General features: G+C 66.9%; 18 protein-coding genes. 14 read left to right on the top strand and 4 right to left on the bottom strand.

Translation table 11 applies throughout. The features are described from left to right. Positions 1 to 26 precede the first annotated feature (26 nt). Together AAID08_RS17205 and AAID08_RS17200 are read right to left on the bottom strand one after the other, a co-directional pair. A complete protein-coding gene (locus tag AAID08_RS17205) occupies positions 27 to 344 on the bottom strand; it encodes a co-chaperone GroES (RefSeq protein WP_049073231.1) in 318 nt (105 codons plus the stop codon). A 158-nt stretch (positions 345 to 502) separates the two neighbouring features. After that, positions 503 to 1123 carry a diguanylate cyclase gene (locus AAID08_RS17200; RefSeq protein WP_175142816.1) on the bottom strand — a complete coding sequence of 207 codons (621 nt, stop codon included), beginning with the start codon at positions 1121 to 1123 and terminating at the stop codon, positions 503 to 505. A gap of 216 nt (positions 1124 to 1339) precedes the next feature. Here AAID08_RS17200 and AAID08_RS17195 point away from each other — a divergent pair, with 216 nt between their 5' ends. From AAID08_RS17195 to AAID08_RS17170, 6 genes are all read left to right on the top strand, one after another. Further along, positions 1340 to 1936, top strand: a complete 597-nt coding sequence (locus tag AAID08_RS17195; RefSeq protein ID WP_175142815.1) for an NAD(P)H-dependent oxidoreductase — start codon at positions 1340 to 1342, stop codon at positions 1934 to 1936. Positions 1937 to 1955: 19 nt separating this feature from the next. Next, complete coding sequence (locus AAID08_RS17190) at positions 1956 to 2555, top strand: TetR/AcrR family transcriptional regulator (RefSeq protein ID WP_116792188.1); 600 nt, start codon at positions 1956 to 1958, stop codon at positions 2553 to 2555. Positions 2556 to 2633: 78 nt separating this feature from the next. Continuing rightward, on the top strand, positions 2634 to 3026 hold the full coding sequence (locus tag AAID08_RS17185; protein WP_144657940.1) for a hypothetical protein: 393 nt from the start codon (positions 2634 to 2636) through the stop codon (positions 3024 to 3026). Positions 3027 to 3104: 78 nt separating this feature from the next. Further along, positions 3105 to 4361 (top strand): hypothetical protein, encoded by a 1257-nt coding sequence (locus AAID08_RS17180; RefSeq protein WP_343720385.1) that lies wholly within the window; start codon positions 3105 to 3107, stop codon positions 4359 to 4361. Between the two features lie 209 nt (positions 4362 to 4570). Further along, positions 4571 to 4717, top strand: a complete 147-nt coding sequence (locus AAID08_RS17175) for a type II toxin-antitoxin system RelE/ParE family toxin (protein WP_343720386.1) — start codon at positions 4571 to 4573, stop codon at positions 4715 to 4717. Between the two features lie 11 nt (positions 4718 to 4728). After that, on the top strand, positions 4729 to 5019 hold the full coding sequence (locus AAID08_RS17170) for a HigA family addiction module antitoxin (RefSeq protein WP_200904303.1): 291 nt from the start codon (positions 4729 to 4731) through the stop codon (positions 5017 to 5019). A gap of 100 nt (positions 5020 to 5119) precedes the next feature. On the opposite strand, the gene AAID08_RS17165 is transcribed toward AAID08_RS17170, so the two are convergent. Beyond that, a complete protein-coding gene (locus tag AAID08_RS17165) occupies positions 5120 to 5449 on the bottom strand; it encodes a DUF202 domain-containing protein (protein ID WP_054502191.1) in 330 nt (109 codons plus the stop codon). A 36-nt stretch (positions 5450 to 5485) separates the two neighbouring features. Continuing rightward, on the bottom strand, positions 5486 to 5839 hold the full coding sequence (locus tag AAID08_RS17160; RefSeq protein WP_054502192.1) for a DUF202 domain-containing protein: 354 nt from the start codon (positions 5837 to 5839) through the stop codon (positions 5486 to 5488). A 192-nt stretch (positions 5840 to 6031) separates the two neighbouring features. Between AAID08_RS17160 and AAID08_RS17155 the strand changes: the two genes are divergently transcribed. From AAID08_RS17155 to dld, 8 genes are all read left to right on the top strand, one after another. Beyond that, positions 6032 to 7312, top strand: a complete 1281-nt coding sequence (locus AAID08_RS17155; protein WP_336235073.1) for an MFS transporter — start codon at positions 6032 to 6034, stop codon at positions 7310 to 7312. Between the two features lie 43 nt (positions 7313 to 7355). Beyond that, complete coding sequence (locus AAID08_RS17150) at positions 7356 to 8852, top strand: NAD-dependent succinate-semialdehyde dehydrogenase (RefSeq protein ID WP_082401906.1); 1497 nt, start codon at positions 7356 to 7358, stop codon at positions 8850 to 8852. A gap of 27 nt (positions 8853 to 8879) precedes the next feature. After that, entirely contained in the window at positions 8880 to 10304 is a 1425-nt protein-coding gene (locus AAID08_RS17145; RefSeq protein ID WP_175142814.1) for a Rieske 2Fe-2S domain-containing protein, read from the top strand. 17 nt (positions 10305 to 10321) lie between these two features. After that, a complete protein-coding gene (locus tag AAID08_RS17140; RefSeq protein WP_116792195.1) occupies positions 10322 to 11275 on the top strand; it encodes a PDR/VanB family oxidoreductase in 954 nt (317 codons plus the stop codon). Positions 11276 to 11287: 12 nt separating this feature from the next. Then, complete coding sequence (locus AAID08_RS17135) at positions 11288 to 12898, top strand: GMC family oxidoreductase (protein WP_395756698.1); 1611 nt, start codon at positions 11288 to 11290, stop codon at positions 12896 to 12898. Next, positions 12895 to 13674, top strand: coding sequence for a GntR family transcriptional regulator (locus tag AAID08_RS17130; protein WP_054502196.1), 780 nt, complete (start codon positions 12895 to 12897; stop codon positions 13672 to 13674). The genes AAID08_RS17135 and AAID08_RS17130 overlap by 4 nt, the downstream gene beginning before the upstream one ends. A gap of 26 nt (positions 13675 to 13700) precedes the next feature. Then, positions 13701 to 15158 (top strand): sulfatase-like hydrolase/transferase, encoded by a 1458-nt coding sequence (locus tag AAID08_RS17125; RefSeq protein ID WP_175142811.1) that lies wholly within the window; start codon positions 13701 to 13703, stop codon positions 15156 to 15158. Positions 15159 to 15278: 120 nt separating this feature from the next. Continuing rightward, positions 15279 to 16970, top strand: a complete 1692-nt coding sequence (gene dld / locus AAID08_RS17120) for a D-lactate dehydrogenase (protein ID WP_175142810.1) — start codon at positions 15279 to 15281, stop codon at positions 16968 to 16970. The last annotated feature ends 24 nt before the right edge of the window (positions 16971 to 16994 follow it).

Here is a 16994-nt window from a genome sequence, read left to right as displayed (position 1 = left end):
GCTCCTCAGTTCGCGATGGCCGGGCCTCAGGCGGCCTTCTTCAGTTGCTTGTCCCGCGGCGCGAGCACGGCGAAGACATCGTCCTCGCGCATGACCAGCAGTTCTTCGCCGTCGACCTTCACGGTCTGGCCGGCGTACTTGCCGAAAAGGACATGGTCGCCCACCTTGAGTTCGGGCTCGCGCAGGGAGCCGTCGGCGTTGCGCTTGCCCTGCCCGACGGCCAGGACTTCGCCTTGCTCGGGCTTTTCGGCGGCCGCATCGGGGATGACGATCCCGGAAGCCGTCTGGCGCTGTTGTTCGATTCGCTTGACGACAATCCGGTCGTAGAGGGGACGGATCTTCATGACTCTATCTCCTGAAGTCTTGATCATCAAAAAGTGAACGCCGGCGCCTCCTCACGGCATTGCGCCGTCATGCGCCGGGCATCCGCGATCGGGATGCGCAAAAAATCTATGGGCGCGCCAAAGGCGCTTCAAGAGTCAAAAATGCATCAAAATGAAACTTAAGGAATCAAAAATCCCTTCCCCCGCCCGAGCCGGTAGAGCACCTTGCGGCGCAGTTCGCGGCCGTCCGGTTGCAGCGGAACCGGGCAGGGCATGGGGCGTCCGCCGTCGGCGTCCAGCGTGCTGTCGTCGCCGTCCACCAGGCGCCACAGTCCCCCCTTGCGCGGCCTGAACAGCCAACGCACGTAGCCCTTGCGCGCCGCCAGCGCGATCAGGTCCCGCTGGTCCGGGGCTTCCACCACGACCGGGTCGTGCGCGGACGGCAGGTCGGAATAATCGGCGAAGGCGCGGTGGCCGGCCACGGCTTCCGCGACCGGCGCGTTCAGGCGCCACCAGGGCGGGCGCGCCACGCGCTCGACGTCCCAGGCGCCGAGCGCCCATCCGGCGTCGATGATCGCGCGGTCGAGCACGGCGAAATCATGCCAGCGCAGGTTGAGCTGCACCGCCGAACCGGCGACTGAGCGCAGCCGGCGGCCGGGCTCGCCATCACGGTGAAAGCCGTGCCAGTGCAGGGTGAGGATGAGGGGAGTGTCGGCCTTGCGGATGGCGCTGGCCGTCACGGCGTACAGCGGGCGTTGCAGCGCGCGTGTGTGCGCAGCGATCGTCTCGATGATATCCATGCGTGTGACTCCAACGTCGGGCCTGCGGGGCAGGCCGCGGTAACGATTTCGCTGCAGCAAATTTATCGCTTCGGGCGCCCATGCTCAAGATCGCGGCGGGCATGGTCGGCGGACATGTCCGCCGCCGCCATCGCGACCGCGGCCAAAGAATTTTTCACAACCTACTAAAAGTAGGCTACGATTGGTATATAGAAACTCTGATACGGAAGGCCCCGCATGCACGCCCTTATCGTTGTCGCACATCCCGATCCGGCATCCCTGACCCACGCCGTCGCCGCCCGGCTCGCGCAGGGCATTGCCGCCTCCGGTACGGAACACACTTTCGAGATCGCGGATCTGGCCGCGCAGGGGTTCGATCCGACATTCACCCAGGCCGACGTGGCCCTGCACCTGAAGCAGGCGGCGCCGCCGCCGGACGTCCTCGCCGAGCATGCGCGGCTCGACCGCGCGGATGCGTTGGCGCTGGTCTACCCGGTCTACTGGTGGTCATTTCCCGGCTTGTTGAAGGGCTGGATCGACCGCGTGTTCACCAACGGCTGGGCCTATGACGCCAGCGCGGACGGCAAGCTGGTCAAGAAATTGCAGCGCCTGCCGGTGCACCTGGTTGCCATCGGCGGCGCCGATATGCGAACCTACGACAAGCATGGCTATTTCGGCGCCATGAAAACGCAGATCGACCACGGCATCTTTGGCTACTGCGGCGCGCGCGTCGCGACATCGGAATTGCTGCTTCCCTCGGATACCGGCTCTCCGGCGTCCCATCTCGACGCGGCGCACACTATCGGCCAGCGGATCTTTGCCGTGCCGTCCTGATCGATACCCGAGAATACAGATGTCCGCCGCTCCCGCCCCTCCGCCACGCCGCCGCCTGTCGAAAGACGAGCGCTCGCGCCAGTTGTTGGAAGTCTCCTGGAAACTGGTCAGCGAGGAAGGCTCCGACGCCTTGACCCTCGGGCGCCTGGCCGAAGAGGCCGGGATTTCCAAGCCGGTGGTCTACGACCACTTCGGCACGCGCAATGGCCTGCTGGCCGCCTTGTACCAGGACTTCGATGCGCGCCAGACGGCGATCATCGACGACGCCATCGCCGCCAGCAAGCCGACCCTGAAGGACAGGGCCGGCGTCATCGCCGCGAGATACGTCGCGTGCGTATCGGCGCAAGGGCGCGAGATTGCCGGGGTGCTCGCGGCGCTGGACGGCTCGCCGGAGCTGGCCGCCGTGAAAAGGCAGTACCAATATGCCTTCATCGAAAAATGCCGGCGCCTCTTCGCGCCCTTCGCCGGGCCGCAAGGCATCGCCACGGCCAGCCTGTGGGCCATGCTGGGCGCGGCTGACGCGCTCTCGAATGCGGCCGTCGCCGGTGAAATTCCCGAGGCGCAAGCGCGCGACGAACTCTTCCGGACCATCCTGGATATGGTCAAGCGAAATAAGTGACGCCCGGCGCGGCCGGCGCACCGTGCCCGGCCGATGCCCCGTCCGCACACGACCGGCCTGCCCGGGAAAGGAGTTTTCATGGATGTCGCACTCGGCGCAAGAATGGGCGGGCCGGAGGCCGGCCTGCGGTTCCTGCCCGCCGTCGTCGCGTACCGGCCCAGACTGAAGGCGGCATTGGCGCCGGTCGTGGTGCCTGGCGCCGCCACGCTGGATATCGAACTCTTCGTGGGAGGCGGCATCAGCGACTATGCCGAGTCGGGGTTCAGCGCCGTGGCGAAGTACTCGGGCAAGAAAGCGGCTCTTGCGGTTGTCATCCAGGTTCCGCGTCACGAGGCGATGGCGGTGAACGAGGCGGACGCGAATGCGGCGGTGGCGGGCTGGGTGGCCCGCGGGCTGGAATCGATGAAACGGTCCGCCAGCGCCGGCGCGCTGGATCTGGCCGGGGTGCTGGCGGCGCTAAAGAGCGCGTAAGCGCCGGCCCGGCGGCCTCGCTTCAATCGCCGGCTCCGGTATATTCGGCCTACCCCAATTTCCGGCTGCGCCCACTCCATGCCATCGTCCATCTTTCGTCCTCATATTCCTTCCCTCGGGGCCCTGGCGATGGTCTTCCTGTCGCTGCCGGGTGCGCAGGTCGATGCCGCCCAGCGCACCGTCTACAAGGGCACGCTGCAAGGCGCCGGCGAGGTGGTGCTGGAACTGGATGACGCGGCTGGCGCCGACGGGGTCGTAAGCGGACGCTATTTCTATCCCAGGAGCGGCGTCGACATTCCCCTGCGCGGCACGGGCGAAGTCCTGTACGAGCCCAAGCCGAATCCGGCACGGCCGCCCGCCTCGGACACGGCCACGATCGAACCCGCCGATCGCGCCGCCAGTTGGCAAGGCACGCGCGATGAGAAGGGCTATCGCGGCCAGTGGACCGACACGCGCACCGGCAAGCAACGCCGCTTCGACCTGCAGCGGGTGGCCGGCTACGACACCGCCCAACTCGAACGCGACCGCGCCAAGGCGCGGGCCACGCAGGTCGACCTGGGCGACATCGACCTCGAGGCGGGCATAGATGCCACCCGCGCGCCCTACGAAACGTTGAAGCTGGCCGGCCACGCCAAGCCGGTGGGCAAGGAAGCCGGCTCGGCCGCGGTGGCCTACCGCATGTGGGTGGATCCGCGCACCAGGTTCGCCTATCCACGGCTCAGCCGTCACCCCGATCCGCAGGTCATGCGGCGCGTCAATGACCTGCTGGAGCAGCGCCACTGGCGCAAGAGCCTGGGCGCGCTGGAATGCATGGCGTCCGCCTATACCAGCACGAATCCCGGCGCGGGCACCCTGGGCGGCTTCGACGATGAAAACATCAACGTCACCTGGCTGTCGCGCGCGCTGCTGACCGTGACCGAAGCCGGCAGCCTGGATTGCGGCGGGGCACATCCCGCCAATCATTTCGAGCCATACACCTTCGACTTGCTGCGCGGCGAATACCTCGATTGGAACCGCGTGTTCGACGCCTACGCGCCGGGCCAGCGCAGTTTCGGCCGTGAGCCCAGCGCCGCGCTGCGGGGGCTGGTGGAGCAGGTGGTCAAGGCCGGCCCGCCCGAGGACCGCGCCGAGCAGCATCCCAACCTGGAAGATTGCGCCGATCTCTGGCCGCAATACCTGGCCCTGGGCGCCACCGCGCCGGGGGCATTGAGCCTGTCGGTGTCCGGCGTGGGGCACGCCTCGGGCGCCTGCCTGGGCACGCACGGCAGCGTGCCGTTCAAGGCACTGCGGCCCTCCCTCAAGCCGGGGGGGCAGGCGTATCTGGTAACCGACTGAGCGGGCGCGGCGCCGCTGCGGTGGCGCGGCTTGCACACACACGCCATTCAGCTTCTCGCTGCCGCGCCGTGTTGCGCGGTGATGGTCCCGCCTGTCTTTTTGCGTGCGTCCGGACTCAAACTGATAAACGGCGTGTCATCGTTGACGGTCCGGTGTCCGGTGCGCAGGATGGGTCCTTGCAGACGCGATGCCGATTGGGAAGCCGCGCGGTGAACACAATCACCGGCTATAAGCTGCACTCGTTGAAAGGCGAGCTCGCGAACCAATGGTCAGTCTGGGTCAACGGCAATTGGCGCGTGACATTCCGCTTTACCCAGGCGGGTGTCGAGCTGGTCGATTATCGCGACTACCATTAGGAATCATCATGATGCATAACCCTCCGCATCCGGGCGAAGTGTTGCGGGAAGACGTTATTGCCCCCTTGGGCCTGTCGGTGACAGACGCCGCTGATCGCCTGGCGATGTCGCGGGTGGCGCTGTCGCGGGTACTCAACGGCAAGGCCGGTATCAGCCCGGACCTCGCCGTCCGATTGGAGCAGGCGGGCGCGGGCACCGCGCAGGCGTGGGTTGCGATGCAGGCGAACTACGATCTGTGGCAGGCGTTGCAGCACGAGCAACCGCCAGTCAAGCCCCTGGCCTCCGTGGCGGATGCGCATTAGGCCGGCTTGCGTCAGCAGCGTGTGACCGTCTCGAACGAAAAGCGCCACCAAAGGCGGAGCGCGGTGAGAAGGCGGGGAGGGGCAGTGTCGCCCTGAGCGTTCAGGACAGCGCCGCGTGGAAAAGGCGCACGCCGTGCCAGGCGCCCGCCAGGCACAGCAACAGGGCCGCGCAGGTGGCCGCCATGACAACGCGCGGGTCCGGCGCGCTGGCGCGCGCGCCTGGCGAGGTGGACAGGCGCGCCCGGACGCGGGCATACAGCCAGCCGGCCAGCGCCACGACAAGCAGCCCGACGCCGATCGCGGCGGGCTCCCCGTGCAAGGCTCCCCCGCGCATCAGCAGAAAACTGTTCAGCACCAGGCCCAGGCAGGTGCGCCGCCAGGCCAGCAGGGTCCGCTCGGGTTGCAGCCCCGGATCGCGGGGATAGGTCATGGTTGGCGCATCGCCGGCCGGTTAACAGGATGAGGATCAAGCGTGGCTGAGCAGCAGCCAACACACGCCCGCGCCGATGGCAAGCATGGCCAGGCACAGCAGCGCCAGGGCCGGGCTGTGCGGCAGCGCGGCGGCATGGCGCATGGCGATTTCATTGCCGCGCCAGCGCAGATAGGCGCTGGCGCAGGCCAGCACCGCGAGCAGGCACAGGCCGAGCGCGAGCCCCATGCGCACGATCGGGTCGCCCGCCATGCCGGGTTGGTCGAGCAGCAGGCCGGCCGCCAGCAGCGCCAGCGCCGAGCGGATCCAGGCCAGGAAAGTGCGTTCGTTGGCCAGGGAATAACGGTAGTCGGGGTCGCTGCCGTGATGGCGCCAGTGGGGACGTTGCATGGGCTTGGGGCTCGAAAAGAAGCGTGATCGGTCGGACTAGGGTTAGTCCTAGTGGGTCTGAGGATTGAACTTAAGAACTATATAGGACTATAGTTTTGACACGGCGCGGCGTCAACGCGGCGGATCTCGAAAAACAAGGGGCGAGACATGGCAACAGCAGCACCAGCGCAGGTGAATGTACGGGGGTGGGTCGTGACAGCGCTTCTGGCTCTGTTCATGGTCATCAATTTCATGGACAAGGCGATTCTCGGCATCGTGGCCGTGCCGCTGATGCAGGAGCTGAGCATCGAGCCGGCGCAGTTCGGCATGATCGCCAGCAGCTTCTTCCTGTTCTTTTCGGTGTCGGCGATCGGTTTCGGCTTCCTAGCCAACCGGGTGTCGTCCAAGGTCGTTCTGGTGGTGCTGGCCGGCATCTGGGGGGTGTCGCAAATGCCGCTGGCGTTCTTCGCCTCGGTGCCGTTGCTGTATTTCTCGCGCATCCTGCTGGGCATTGGCGAGGGGCCGGCGTATCCGCTGGCGCTGCACTCCTGTTACACCTGGTTCAGCGACGACCAGCGCAATGTGCCGTCGTCGGTCATCTTCCAGGGCGTGACGGTCGGTCTGCTGATTTCCGGGCCGGTGCTCACCTACATCATGCTCAACCATAGCTGGCACGCGGCGTTCCTGCTGCTGGGCATCCTGAGCATCGTCTGGATGGTGCTGTGGCTGCTGTTCGGCGGCGACGGGCAGGTCCGCAACGCCAGTGCCAGCGCCGACGCAACGCAAGCGCGCGTGCCGTACTGGGTGCTGCTCACGGATCGCACCTTCCTGGCCAACATGCTGCTGTACTGGACCACGTACTGGATCTTCTCGGTGATGTTCACCTGGATCCCGGCCTACATGAGCAAGGCGCTGGGCTACTCCACGCAGGAAACCGGCTGGATGTTCATGATCTTCACCGGCATCAACATTCCGCTGGTGCTGGTTGGATCGTGGCTGTCGCAGCGCATGCTCAAGCGCGGCATCGCGTCGATCTACGCCCGCGGCTGGCTTAGCTGTGCGTTCGTGCTGCTGGGCGGGGCCTGCATCCTGCTGTCGCTGTACGTGGCCGAACACCCCACGCTGCGCGTGCTGCTGCTGGCGCTGGGCTGCAACCTGCCGCAACTGACCTTCGTGCTGAGTTCGGCGATCGTCGCCGAGATCTCCTTCGATTCGCAGCGCTCGGCCGCGATGTCGATCAGCAGCGCGCTGGCGACTACCGGCGGCCTGGTGGCGCCGGCCTTGATGGGCCGTTTCATCGGCAGCGGCAACACCGTCGCGGCCGGCTATGAACAGGGCTTCCTGGTATCCGCGGTGCTGGCCATCGGCGTGAGTCTCGTCGGCGTGCTGTTCATCAATCCGCAGGCTAGCCGCCGGCGCATGCAGGCCCGCATGACCGCCGTACCGGGCGCCGTCGCAGGAACCATGCCGGGCGGCGCGCGGCGGTTGTCATGACGGATCTTCTTCCCCCTTCTAGAACCACGATGAGTCACAAGCCATGAAGCAAACGAAACACGAGCCCACCGCGGCGGTCGCGAGCCAGGACGCGGCGGCCTATCCCCGCGACCTCGCCCTTTGCGTGGGCGGACAGTGGCGCGGCGCGCCGGGGCGCGAAACGCTGGCGGTGCGCAATCCCGCTAGCGGCGCCGAGCTGGGCAGGCTGCCGGTGGCCACGGACGAGGACATCGACGACGCGCTGCGCCACGCCGACGCCGCGTTCGCCTCCTGGTCGCGCACCAGCGCCTGGGATCGGGCGGCGATCCTGATGCGCGCGGCGCAGTTGATCGACCAGCGGCGCGGCGAGCTGGCAGTGGTCCTGACGCTGGAAAATGGCAAGCCGCTGGCCGATGCGGACGGCGAGCTGAGCCGGGTGATCGAGGGCATCGTCTACTGCGCGGAGGAATGCAAGCGTGCCTACGGCCGGCAACTGCCGCCGCGCTCGGCGCTGCTGACGCAGACCACCGTCAAGCGTCCGATCGGGCCGGTGGCGGCCTTCGTGCCGTGGAATTTCCCGGCTTTCCTGGCCGCGCGCAAAGTGGCGGCGGCGCTGGCGGCGGGCTGCACCGTGGTGCTCAAGGCGCCCGAGGAGACTCCCGCCATCGGCATGCTGCTGGTGCGGGCGTTTCTGGACGCGGGCGTGCCGGCCGGCGCGATCGGCCTGCTGTATGGCAAGCCGGCGCAGATTTCCGAGCGCCTGATCGCCTCGCCCGTGATCCGCAAGGTCTCGTTCACCGGCTCGGTGCCGGTGGGGCGCTTGCTGGCCATGCTGGCCTCGCGCCATCTCAAGCCGTGCACCATGGAGCTGGGCGGCCACGCGCCGGTGATCGTCTGCGACGACGTCGACGTCGCCCGCACCGCGCACGCGTGCGTGGCGTTCAAGTACCGCAACAGCGGCCAGGTGTGCCTGTCGCCCAGCCGCTTCTTCGTGCAGGACAGCCTGTACGAGCCCTTCGTCGCGCATTTTGTCGAATACGCCAGCCAGTTGCAGGTCGGCGATGGCCTGGCGCAAGGGGTGCGCATGGGGCCGCTGAACAACGAGCGGCGCCTGGCCGCGGCGACCGAACTGGTGGACGATGCGCGGCGGCGCGGCGCCCAGGTCAGGCTGGGCGGGGCCCGCCAGGCGGGCGCGGGCTACTTCTTCCCGCCGACGGTGCTGACCGACGTGCCCGCCAGCGCCCGCATCCTGCGCGAGGAGCCGTTCTGCCCGGTGGCGCCGATCCTGTCCTTCGGCGACCTGGACGCCGCCATCACGCGCGCCAATGCCGTCGAGTACGGGCTGGCGGCCTATCTGTTCACCAACGACCTGCAACGCGCCGCCACTTTTGCCGAGGACATCGATGCGGCGTGGATCGGCATCAACAACTTCACGCCCTCGCTGGCCGATGCGCCGGTCGGCGGCGTCAAGGACAGCGGGCTGGGCTACGAAGGCGGGCCGGAAGGCCTGGACGCATATCAGCAGATCCGCTTCGTCAGCCAATCGAATCTGCGAGTTTGATCCATTCCCATCATCAGGAGACAAGACATGACACAAGCCACGAGTGCTGTGCCCCCGACCCGCAACGAGCATCCGTTGCGGTTCTCCGGCTACCAGCAACGCAACCGCCCCGGCCCGGACCTGGAACTGACCAGCAGCAATCCCGGCACGCCGATGGGCGAATACATGCGCCGCTACTGGCAGCCGGTGTGCCTGTCGCAGGAACTGACGGACGTGCCCAAGGCCATCCGCATCATGGGCGAGGACCTGGTGGCGTTTCGCGACAAGAGCGGCGACGTTGGCGTCATGCACCGCCAGTGCGCGCACCGTGGCGCCTCGCTGGAATTCGGCATCATCGCCGAGCATGGCATCCGCTGCTGTTATCACGGGTGGCACTACGGCGTGGACGGCACGCTGCTGGACGCGCCCTGCGAACCGGATGCCACGCGCCTGAAGGAAACCGTGTGCCAGGGCGCCTATCCCGCGTTCGAGCGCGACGGGCTGGTCTTCGCCTACATGGGGCCGGGCCAGGCGCCGCCGTTCCCGGAATTCGATACCTACAGCCTGCCCGCCGATACCCGGCTGGTGCCGTTCTCGAATATCTATCCGTGCAACTGGCTGCAGGTGTACGAGAACATCATGGACCACATGCATACCGCCGTGTTGCACAACCACATGGTGGTCGAGGGCGTGGATGCGGCGACCTCGGCCGGCGTGTCGCTGGAAGGCTTCGGCGACATGCCGGTCATGCAATGGGAAGCCACGCGCGACGGCAATGGCTGCGTGTTCATCGCCTCGCGCCGCCTGCCCGGCGACAGGATCTGGGTGCGCATCACCGAAATGGTGTTCCCCAACTACCTGCAGATCGGCTCGCTGCTGCCGACCGCCGCGCGCGAGCGCCATGGCACCGCCGGCTGCACCCGCTGGAGCGTGCCGGTCGACGACGAGAACATGATCATCTTCGGCTATCGCCACTTCAACAGCACCGTCGACCCGGACGGCCTGGGCAACGAAGCGGACTGCGGCGTCGACAAGATCGACTTCCTGGAAGGGCAGACCGGCAACCGCAGCTACGACGAAGGCCAGCGCGCGCCGGGCGACTGGGAGGCCATCGTCAGCCAGGGCCGCATCGCCGCGCACGGTGCCGAGCATCCCGGCGTCTCGGACGTGGGCGTGTACCTGTGCCGCAAGCTGTTGCGCAACGCCGTGCAGGAAAAGACCCCGCCCTACGCGCTCTACCAGCAGTTGCAGGAGCAGGGCAGGACGCTGCCGATCTATGCCCAGGATTCGGTGCTGGATATTCCCGAACTGGCCGACAAGCAGGCGGACCGCAAGCAGTTGGCCGCCGCCGGCAAACAGGTGCTCGAAATCATGCGGTCGGCCGACGCGCTGCCGGCCGACCAGCGCGATGCGCACGTGCGCGCCCGGCTCGATGGCATCGACCGCGCCGGCCGGGCGGCCAGCGCCGGCTGAAGGATGCGGAGAAAGCCATGCTGAAGCTGCGAGTCAGTGCGATCCGGTATGAGGCGCAAGGCATCTACGCCTTCGACCTGGTCGATCCGGGCGGCGCGCCGCTGCCTGCGTTCGAGGCCGGCGCGCACCTGGATATCCGTACCCCGGGCGGCGTCAACCGCCGCTATTCCCTGTGCAACGCGCCGGGCAGCACTGACCGCTATTGCATCGCCGTGCTGCGCGTGCCGGACAGCCGCGGCGGTTCGCGCGCCATGCACGAGCAGGTGCGGCCCGGCGATCTGCTGGAGGTGGCGGGCGTGCACAACTACTTCCCGCTGCGCGAGGACGCCGGCCATTCGCTGCTGCTGGCCGGCGGCATCGGCATCACGCCGTTGCTGGCGATGGCCGAGCGGCTGCGCGCGCTGGGCCGGCCGTACACGCTGCACTACTGCACGCAGTCACCCGAGCGCACCGCCTTCGCCCGCTATCTGGCCGACGACCAGTGGCGCGGCCGCGTCTTCCTGCACCACGATGGCGGCAACCCCGCCAACGGGCTGGATCTCGGCCAACTGCTGGCGCGGCGGCCGGACGATGGCCAGCTTTACTTCTGCGGCCCGCCCGGCTTCATGCGGGCGGTGCAGGCGGCCTGCGCCCATTGGCCGGCCGAGGCGGTGCATTCGGAGCATTTCGGCGCCGACCTGGCGCCCGCGCCGCCGCTCGCGGCGGACAGCGCGCCGGCCAGCCTGACGCTGCGCCGCAGCGAGCGGTCGGTGCCGGTGGCGCCGGGGCAGACCATCCTGCAGGCCCTGCGCGGCGCCGGCGTGGCCTGCAATTCATCCTGCGAGGCCGGGCTGTGCGGCGAATGCCGGCTGCATTACCTGTCGGGCCTGATCGAACACAACGACTACCTGTTGAGCGACGAAGAACGCGCCGACAGCGTACTGATCTGCTGCGCGCGTGTCCGCGAGGGCGCCGTGGTACTGGACATCTGAGGGGAAGGGAACGTGGAGACCAGGGAGTTTGACTACATCGTCGTGGGCGCGGGCTCGGCCGGATGCGCCGTGGCCGCCAGGCTGGCGCAGGACCGCAAGACCACGGTGCTGCTGCTGGAGGCCGGTCCGCGGGACCGCAACCTGTGGATCCACATCCCCATCGGTTATGGCAAGACGATGTTCAATCCGCAACTGAACTGGCAATTCGAATCCGAGCCTGAACCCAACCTCGACAACCGCAGGATCTACCTCCCGCGCGGCCGCACCCTGGGCGGGTCCAGCTCGATCAATGGCCTGGTCTACATCCGTGGCCAGAAAGAGGATTTCGAGCGCTGGCGGGCGCTGGGCAACGTCGGCTGGGGCTGGGACGACGTCCTGCCGTACTTCAGGCGGTCCGAGGCCAACGAGCGCGGCGCCGACGCCTGCCATGGCGGCGACGGCCCGCTGGCGGTGTCCGACATCCGCGGCCGCCACCCGCTGATCGAAGCCATCATCGGCGGCGCCAACGAGCTGGGCGTGCCGCGCACCGACGATTTCAACGGCGCGCGGCAGGAAGGCGCCGGCTATTTCCAGTTGACCACCCGCAATGGCCTGCGCTGCTCGGCCGCCAAGGCCTACCTGCGCTCGGGCATCGCCGGCGCCAACCTGTGCGTGCAATCCGATGCGCACGCCACCGGGCTGATCCTGGAGGGCCGCCGCGCCGTGGGGGTGTCGTACCTGCACGGGGGCCAGGCCTGCCAGGTCCGCGCGCGGCGCGAGGTGGTGCTGAGCGCCGGCGCGATCCAGTCGCCGCAATTGCTGATGCTGTCGGGCATCGGCGACGCCGACGCGCTGCGGTCCCTGGGCATTGCGCCGGTGCACCATCTGCCCTCGGTCGGCCGGAACCTGCAGGATCACCTGCAATCGCGGCTGATGTACCGCTGCACCCGGCCGATCACCACCAACGATGCCCTGCGCACCTGGTGGGGCACGGCCCGCATCGGCCTGCAGTGGATCCTGCGCCGTGCCGGGCCGGTGGCGGCCGGCATCCAGTTGGGCGGCATGTTCGCGCGCACCAACGACACCGAGCAGACCCCCAACGTGCAATTTCACTTTGGCACCATCAGCGCCGACATGACGGCCGGCCGGCCGCATGATTTTTCCGGCTTCACCCTGTCGGTGTGCCAGTTGCGGCCGACCAGCCGTGGCCGGCTCGACCTGGCCTCGCCCGATCCGCTGGCCGCCCCGCGCGCGCGCTTCAACTACCTGGATACCGAGTTCGACCGGCGCACCATGATCGAAGGGGTGCGGATGGCGCGGCAACTGGTGCGCACCCGTTCGCTGGCGCCGTACGTGGCCGACGAATACCGCCCCGGCTTCAACGTCGAGTCGGACGATGAAGTCCTGCGTTTCATCCGTGGGTACGCCACCACCATCTTCCACCCCGTGGGCACCTGCCGCATGGGCGCCGACGCCGAATCCGTGGTCGATACCCGGCTGCGGGTCCGCGGGGTGGACCGGCTGCGCGTGGTCGACGCCTCGATCATGCCCCTGCTGCTTTCCGGCAATACCAACGCTGGTAGCATCGTGATCGGCGAGAAAGGCGCCGACATGATCATGCAAGACAGGGAGAAAATCTCATGAGTACCTTGGAACGTCGTCTGGAAATCTTCGAGACGTTGCATGCCCCCGATCCGACCCGCCGGCCCAAGTACCAGCGGCTGGTGGAGGTGTTGATCGACGCGGTCCGGCGCGGCATCTGGCAGCCGGGCGACCAGTTGCCGGCCGAGGAGGAACTGGCGCAGCTCACGCCGTTCAGCCTCGGCACGGTGCAACGGGCATTGCGGGACCTGGTGGAGCAGGGGCTGGTGGTGCGAATGCACGGCCTGGGCAGCTTCATCGCCGAGGCGCCGCGCCAGATCGAGGACCCCTGGCATTGCCGTTTCCTGGACGACGATGGCTCGGTGCTGCCGATCTTCTCGCAGGCGATCCTGCGCGCGCCCGTGACCGGCGCGGGCCCCTGGAATCGCCACCTGGGCACCGAGGCCAACGTCATGCGGCTCGACCGCATCATCATCGTCAACGATGAGTTCCGCATTTCCAGCCGCTTCTACGCCGACCGACAGTTGCTCAAGCGCCTGTGGGACATGCCCATGGACAAGCTCAACGGCGCCAACTTCAAGAAAGTCATCATCCAGCAGTTCAAGTTGCCGATCACCAACATCACCCACCTGGTGAAGCAGGCCGATTTCGACGCGGAATCCTGCGAGCGCATCGGCGTGCCATATCCCTACCGCGGCATCTACATGCAGGCCGTGGCGCGGTCCGGGCGCGGGCAGTGCGTGTACTACCAGGAATTCTTCCTGGGCCCGACCTCGCGCGATCTCGCGTTCCCCGATTCGAATTTATCAAGCGGCTGACATCAGCCATCCAACCTAGTAGAGCCATGACCGTGAAACCGAAGAACCTGTTGATCATCATGTCAGACGAACACTCGCCCAAGGCCCTGGGCTGCTATGGCAGCGAGATCGTCAAGACCCCTCATCTCGATGCCCTGGCCGCGCGCGGCACCCGGTTCAGCTCGGCCTATTGCGCCAGCCCGGTGTGCATTCCCGCCCGGGCCTCGTTCGCGGTGGGCAAGTACATTCATCAGATCGGCTATTGGGACAACGCCGACGCCTACGACGGCGCGGTGCCCAGTTGGCATCATCGGTTGCGCGAACGCGATCACGACGTGGTTTCGATCGGCAAGCTCCACTTCCGCCAGCCCGGCGAGGACCACGGGTTCTCGGAAGAGATCATCCCCATGCACATCATCGAGGGCAAGGGTGACCTGATGGGCCTGGTCCGCAGCGAACTGCCGGTGCGCAAGGGCGCCTACAAGATGGCCCGCTTCGCGGGGCCCGGCGAAAGCTCATACACTTTCTACGACCGTGAGATCACGGCCCGCGCCCAGGTCTGGCTGCGCGAGGCGGCGCGGCGCGAATCGGACAAGCCGTGGGTGCTGTTCGTGTCGCTGGTGGCGCCGCACTTCCCCCTGACCGCGCCGCCGGAACACTATTACCGCTATTTCAACCAGAACCTGCCGCTGCCCAAGCTGTACGACAGGCGCGAGCGGCCGGACCACCCCTATCTGGTGGACTACCGCAACAGCTTCAACTACGACGACTATTTCGAGGGCGACGCGGTCAAGCGCGCCGTCGCCGGCTACTACGGCCTGTGCTCGTTCCTGGACGAGAACATCGGCAAGATCCTGAACGCGCTGGAGGACGCCGGCCTGGCCGATGACACCCGCGTGATGTACACCTCCGACCACGGCGACAACCTGGGCGCGCGCGGCCTGTGGGGCAAGTCCACCATGTTCGAGGAAACCGCGGGCGTGCCGCTGATCATGGCGGGCGACGACATTCCGCGCGGACGGGTGGTCGACGTGCCCGTCACGCATATCGACGCCTATCCGACCGTGCTGGACGCCGTCGGCAACACTGAGCCGGCCTTGCGCGAAGGCTATCCCGGCCATTCGCTGTTCGATATCGCCCGGGGCGAGACGCCGCGGCGCAACGTGCTGGTGGAATACCACGGCATGGGTTCGACCACCGGGGCCTTCATGATTCGCCACGGCAAGTACAAATACATCGAATACGTCGGCTATCCTGCGCAGTTGTTCGACCTGGAAGCCGATCCGGAAGAACTGCAGGACCTGGCCGCGGATCCGCGCCATGCCGACGCCCTGCAGGCCTGCCGCCGGCAGTTGCATCTGATCTGTGACCCGCAGGCGGTCGACCGCCAGGCCAAGGCGCGCCAGCAGACGTTGCTGCGCGAGAACGGCGGGCGCGAAGCGGTGATCGCCCGCGGCGATCTCGGTTTCACGCCGGTGCCGGGTTCGGCCCTGGTGTTCGACTGACGTGGCGTGGGGGCGGGGCGTCCGCGAGGACGCCCGGCCTGCATTTGGCGTGCCCCGTGTCGGCGGCCCTGAGGGTTTGGGCTGCGCGCGGTTTCCAATCCGTTTCTTTCCGAGGACCGCATGAATCCTGATAACCAGCGTCTGCTGGACGAACTGCGCGGCATTGTCGGCGCGGACCATGTCTTGACCGATCCACGGCATACCCAACGGTTCCGGACCGGGTTTCGCTTCGGCTTCGGATCGGCGATCGCGGTTGCGCGGCCGGGCAGTCTTCTGGAGCAATGGCGCCTGGTCCAGGCTTGCGTGGCGCATGACAAGATCGTGATCATGCAGGCGGCCAATACCGGCTTGACCGGGGGATCAACGCCCGACGGCAATGACTACGATCGGGAGATCGTGATCATCAGCACGCTGCGCATGAAGAAAATCCAGTTGATCCGCGATGGGCGTCAGGTGATCTGCTTTCCCGGCGCTACCCTGGATCAACTGGAGAAGGCGCTCAAGCCGCTGGGACGGGAGCCGCACTCCGTCATCGGGTCGTCATGCATTGGCGCGTCGGTGTTCGGCGGGATCTGCAACAACTCCGGTGGATCATTGGTCCAGCGGGGGCCCGCTTTCACCGAGATGGCCGTGTTTGCGCAATTGGGGCAGGACGGCAAACTGTCCCTGGTCAACCATCTGGGCATCTCGTTGGGGCAATCCCCCGAGGATATCCTGCGGCGCCTGGATGACGGCACTTACCGGCCTGACGATATCCACGACGGCGGGCGCGGGTCGGACCAGGATTATGCGCGGCACGTGCGCGATGTCGATGCGGATTCGCCCGCGCGATTCAATGCGGATCCGAAGCGGCTGTTCGAGGCGTCAGGCAGTGCCGGAAAGCTGATTCTCTTTGCCGTGCGCCTGGACACGTTTCCGGCGGAGACGCAGACCGACGTTTTCTATATCGGGACGAACGATCCCGCGGAACTGACGGATATTCGACGATACCTTCTGACGGCCCTGCCGGCATTGCCCATCGCGGGGGAATACATGCACAGGGATGCGTTCGATATCGCCGACGTCTACGGCAAGGACACTTTCCTGGCCATCCGCAGGCTGGGCACCGCAAGGCTTCCCGCCTTTTTCGCCTTGAAAGCGCGCGTGGACAATTTCTGCGCGAGGTTCTCGTTTCTTCCCAGGAACATGAGCGACCGGCTCCTGCAGTTCTTCAGCGCACGCTGTGGCGACCACCTGCCCGCCCGCCTGCGCGACTTTCGCGCCCGGTATGAGCACCACCTGATGATCAAGGTGTCCAGAAAGCTGAGGGAGCCGCTTCAGGCTTTTCTGGACTCCCATTTCAAGAAGGCCACGGGCGCCTACTTCCTGTGTTCTCCGGAAGAAGGCGCGGCCGCGTTCCTGCTGCGATTCGCCGCGGCCGGCGCCGCCGTGCGCTACCGCGCCATGCATCCGGACGCGGTCGAGGATATCGTCGCGCTCGATATCGCCCTGAAGCGCAACGAACGGGACTGGCTGGAGGTTCTGCCCGAGGACATGGAGACCGCCATGGTGGCCAAGCTCTATTACGGGCACTTTCTCTGCCATGTCTTTCATCAGGACTACATCGTGAAGAAGGGCGTGGATTGCCTGGAGCTGGAGCACCGCATGTGGAAGCTGCTGGACGCGCGCGGCGCGCAGTATCCGGCCGAACACAACGTGGGGCATCTGTATCGCGCCGGCCCCGAGCTTCGCAATTTCTATCGCGCCCTGGATCCCTGCAATCAGTTCAACCCAGGAGTCGGGCAGCTTTCGAAGCGCAAAAACTGGGCGTGAGACACCAAAGCCGCGCATCGCGTC

The organism is Achromobacter sp. EB05, assembly GCF_044232075.1.
Lineage (GTDB): Bacteria > Pseudomonadota > Gammaproteobacteria > Burkholderiales > Burkholderiaceae_B > Achromobacter > Achromobacter dolens.
This window is presented reverse-complemented; position numbering and strand designations above follow the sequence as displayed.

Bases quoted from the DNA above. Each gene is read 5' to 3' on its own strand.
- AAID08_RS17200 (WP_175142816.1), bottom strand. From the start codon at position 1,123: ATGGATATCATCGAGACGATCGCTGCGCACACACGCGCGCTGCAACGC.
- AAID08_RS17140 (WP_116792195.1), top strand. From the start codon at position 10,322: ATGCTGAAGCTGCGAGTCAGTGCGATCCGGTATGAGGCGCAAGGCATC.
- AAID08_RS17185 (WP_144657940.1), top strand. From the start codon at position 2,634: ATGGATGTCGCACTCGGCGCAAGAATGGGCGGGCCGGAGGCCGGCCTG.
- AAID08_RS17170 (WP_200904303.1), top strand. From the start codon at position 4,729: ATGCATAACCCTCCGCATCCGGGCGAAGTGTTGCGGGAAGACGTTATT.
- AAID08_RS17195 (WP_175142815.1), top strand. From the start codon at position 1,340: ATGCACGCCCTTATCGTTGTCGCACATCCCGATCCGGCATCCCTGACC.
- AAID08_RS17150 (WP_082401906.1), top strand. From the start codon at position 7,356: ATGAAGCAAACGAAACACGAGCCCACCGCGGCGGTCGCGAGCCAGGAC.
- AAID08_RS17180 (WP_343720385.1), top strand. From the start codon at position 3,105: ATGCCATCGTCCATCTTTCGTCCTCATATTCCTTCCCTCGGGGCCCTG.
- AAID08_RS17160 (WP_054502192.1), bottom strand. From the start codon at position 5,839: ATGCAACGTCCCCACTGGCGCCATCACGGCAGCGACCCCGACTACCGT.
- AAID08_RS17145 (WP_175142814.1), top strand. From the start codon at position 8,880: ATGACACAAGCCACGAGTGCTGTGCCCCCGACCCGCAACGAGCATCCG.
- dld (WP_175142810.1), top strand. From the start codon at position 15,279: ATGAATCCTGATAACCAGCGTCTGCTGGACGAACTGCGCGGCATTGTC.
- AAID08_RS17190 (WP_116792188.1), top strand. From the start codon at position 1,956: ATGTCCGCCGCTCCCGCCCCTCCGCCACGCCGCCGCCTGTCGAAAGAC.
- AAID08_RS17165 (WP_054502191.1), bottom strand. From the start codon at position 5,449: ATGACCTATCCCCGCGATCCGGGGCTGCAACCCGAGCGGACCCTGCTG.
- AAID08_RS17130 (WP_054502196.1), top strand. From the start codon at position 12,895: ATGAGTACCTTGGAACGTCGTCTGGAAATCTTCGAGACGTTGCATGCC.
- AAID08_RS17205 (WP_049073231.1), bottom strand. From the start codon at position 344: ATGAAGATCCGTCCCCTCTACGACCGGATTGTCGTCAAGCGAATCGAA.
- AAID08_RS17125 (WP_175142811.1), top strand. From the start codon at position 13,701: ATGACCGTGAAACCGAAGAACCTGTTGATCATCATGTCAGACGAACAC.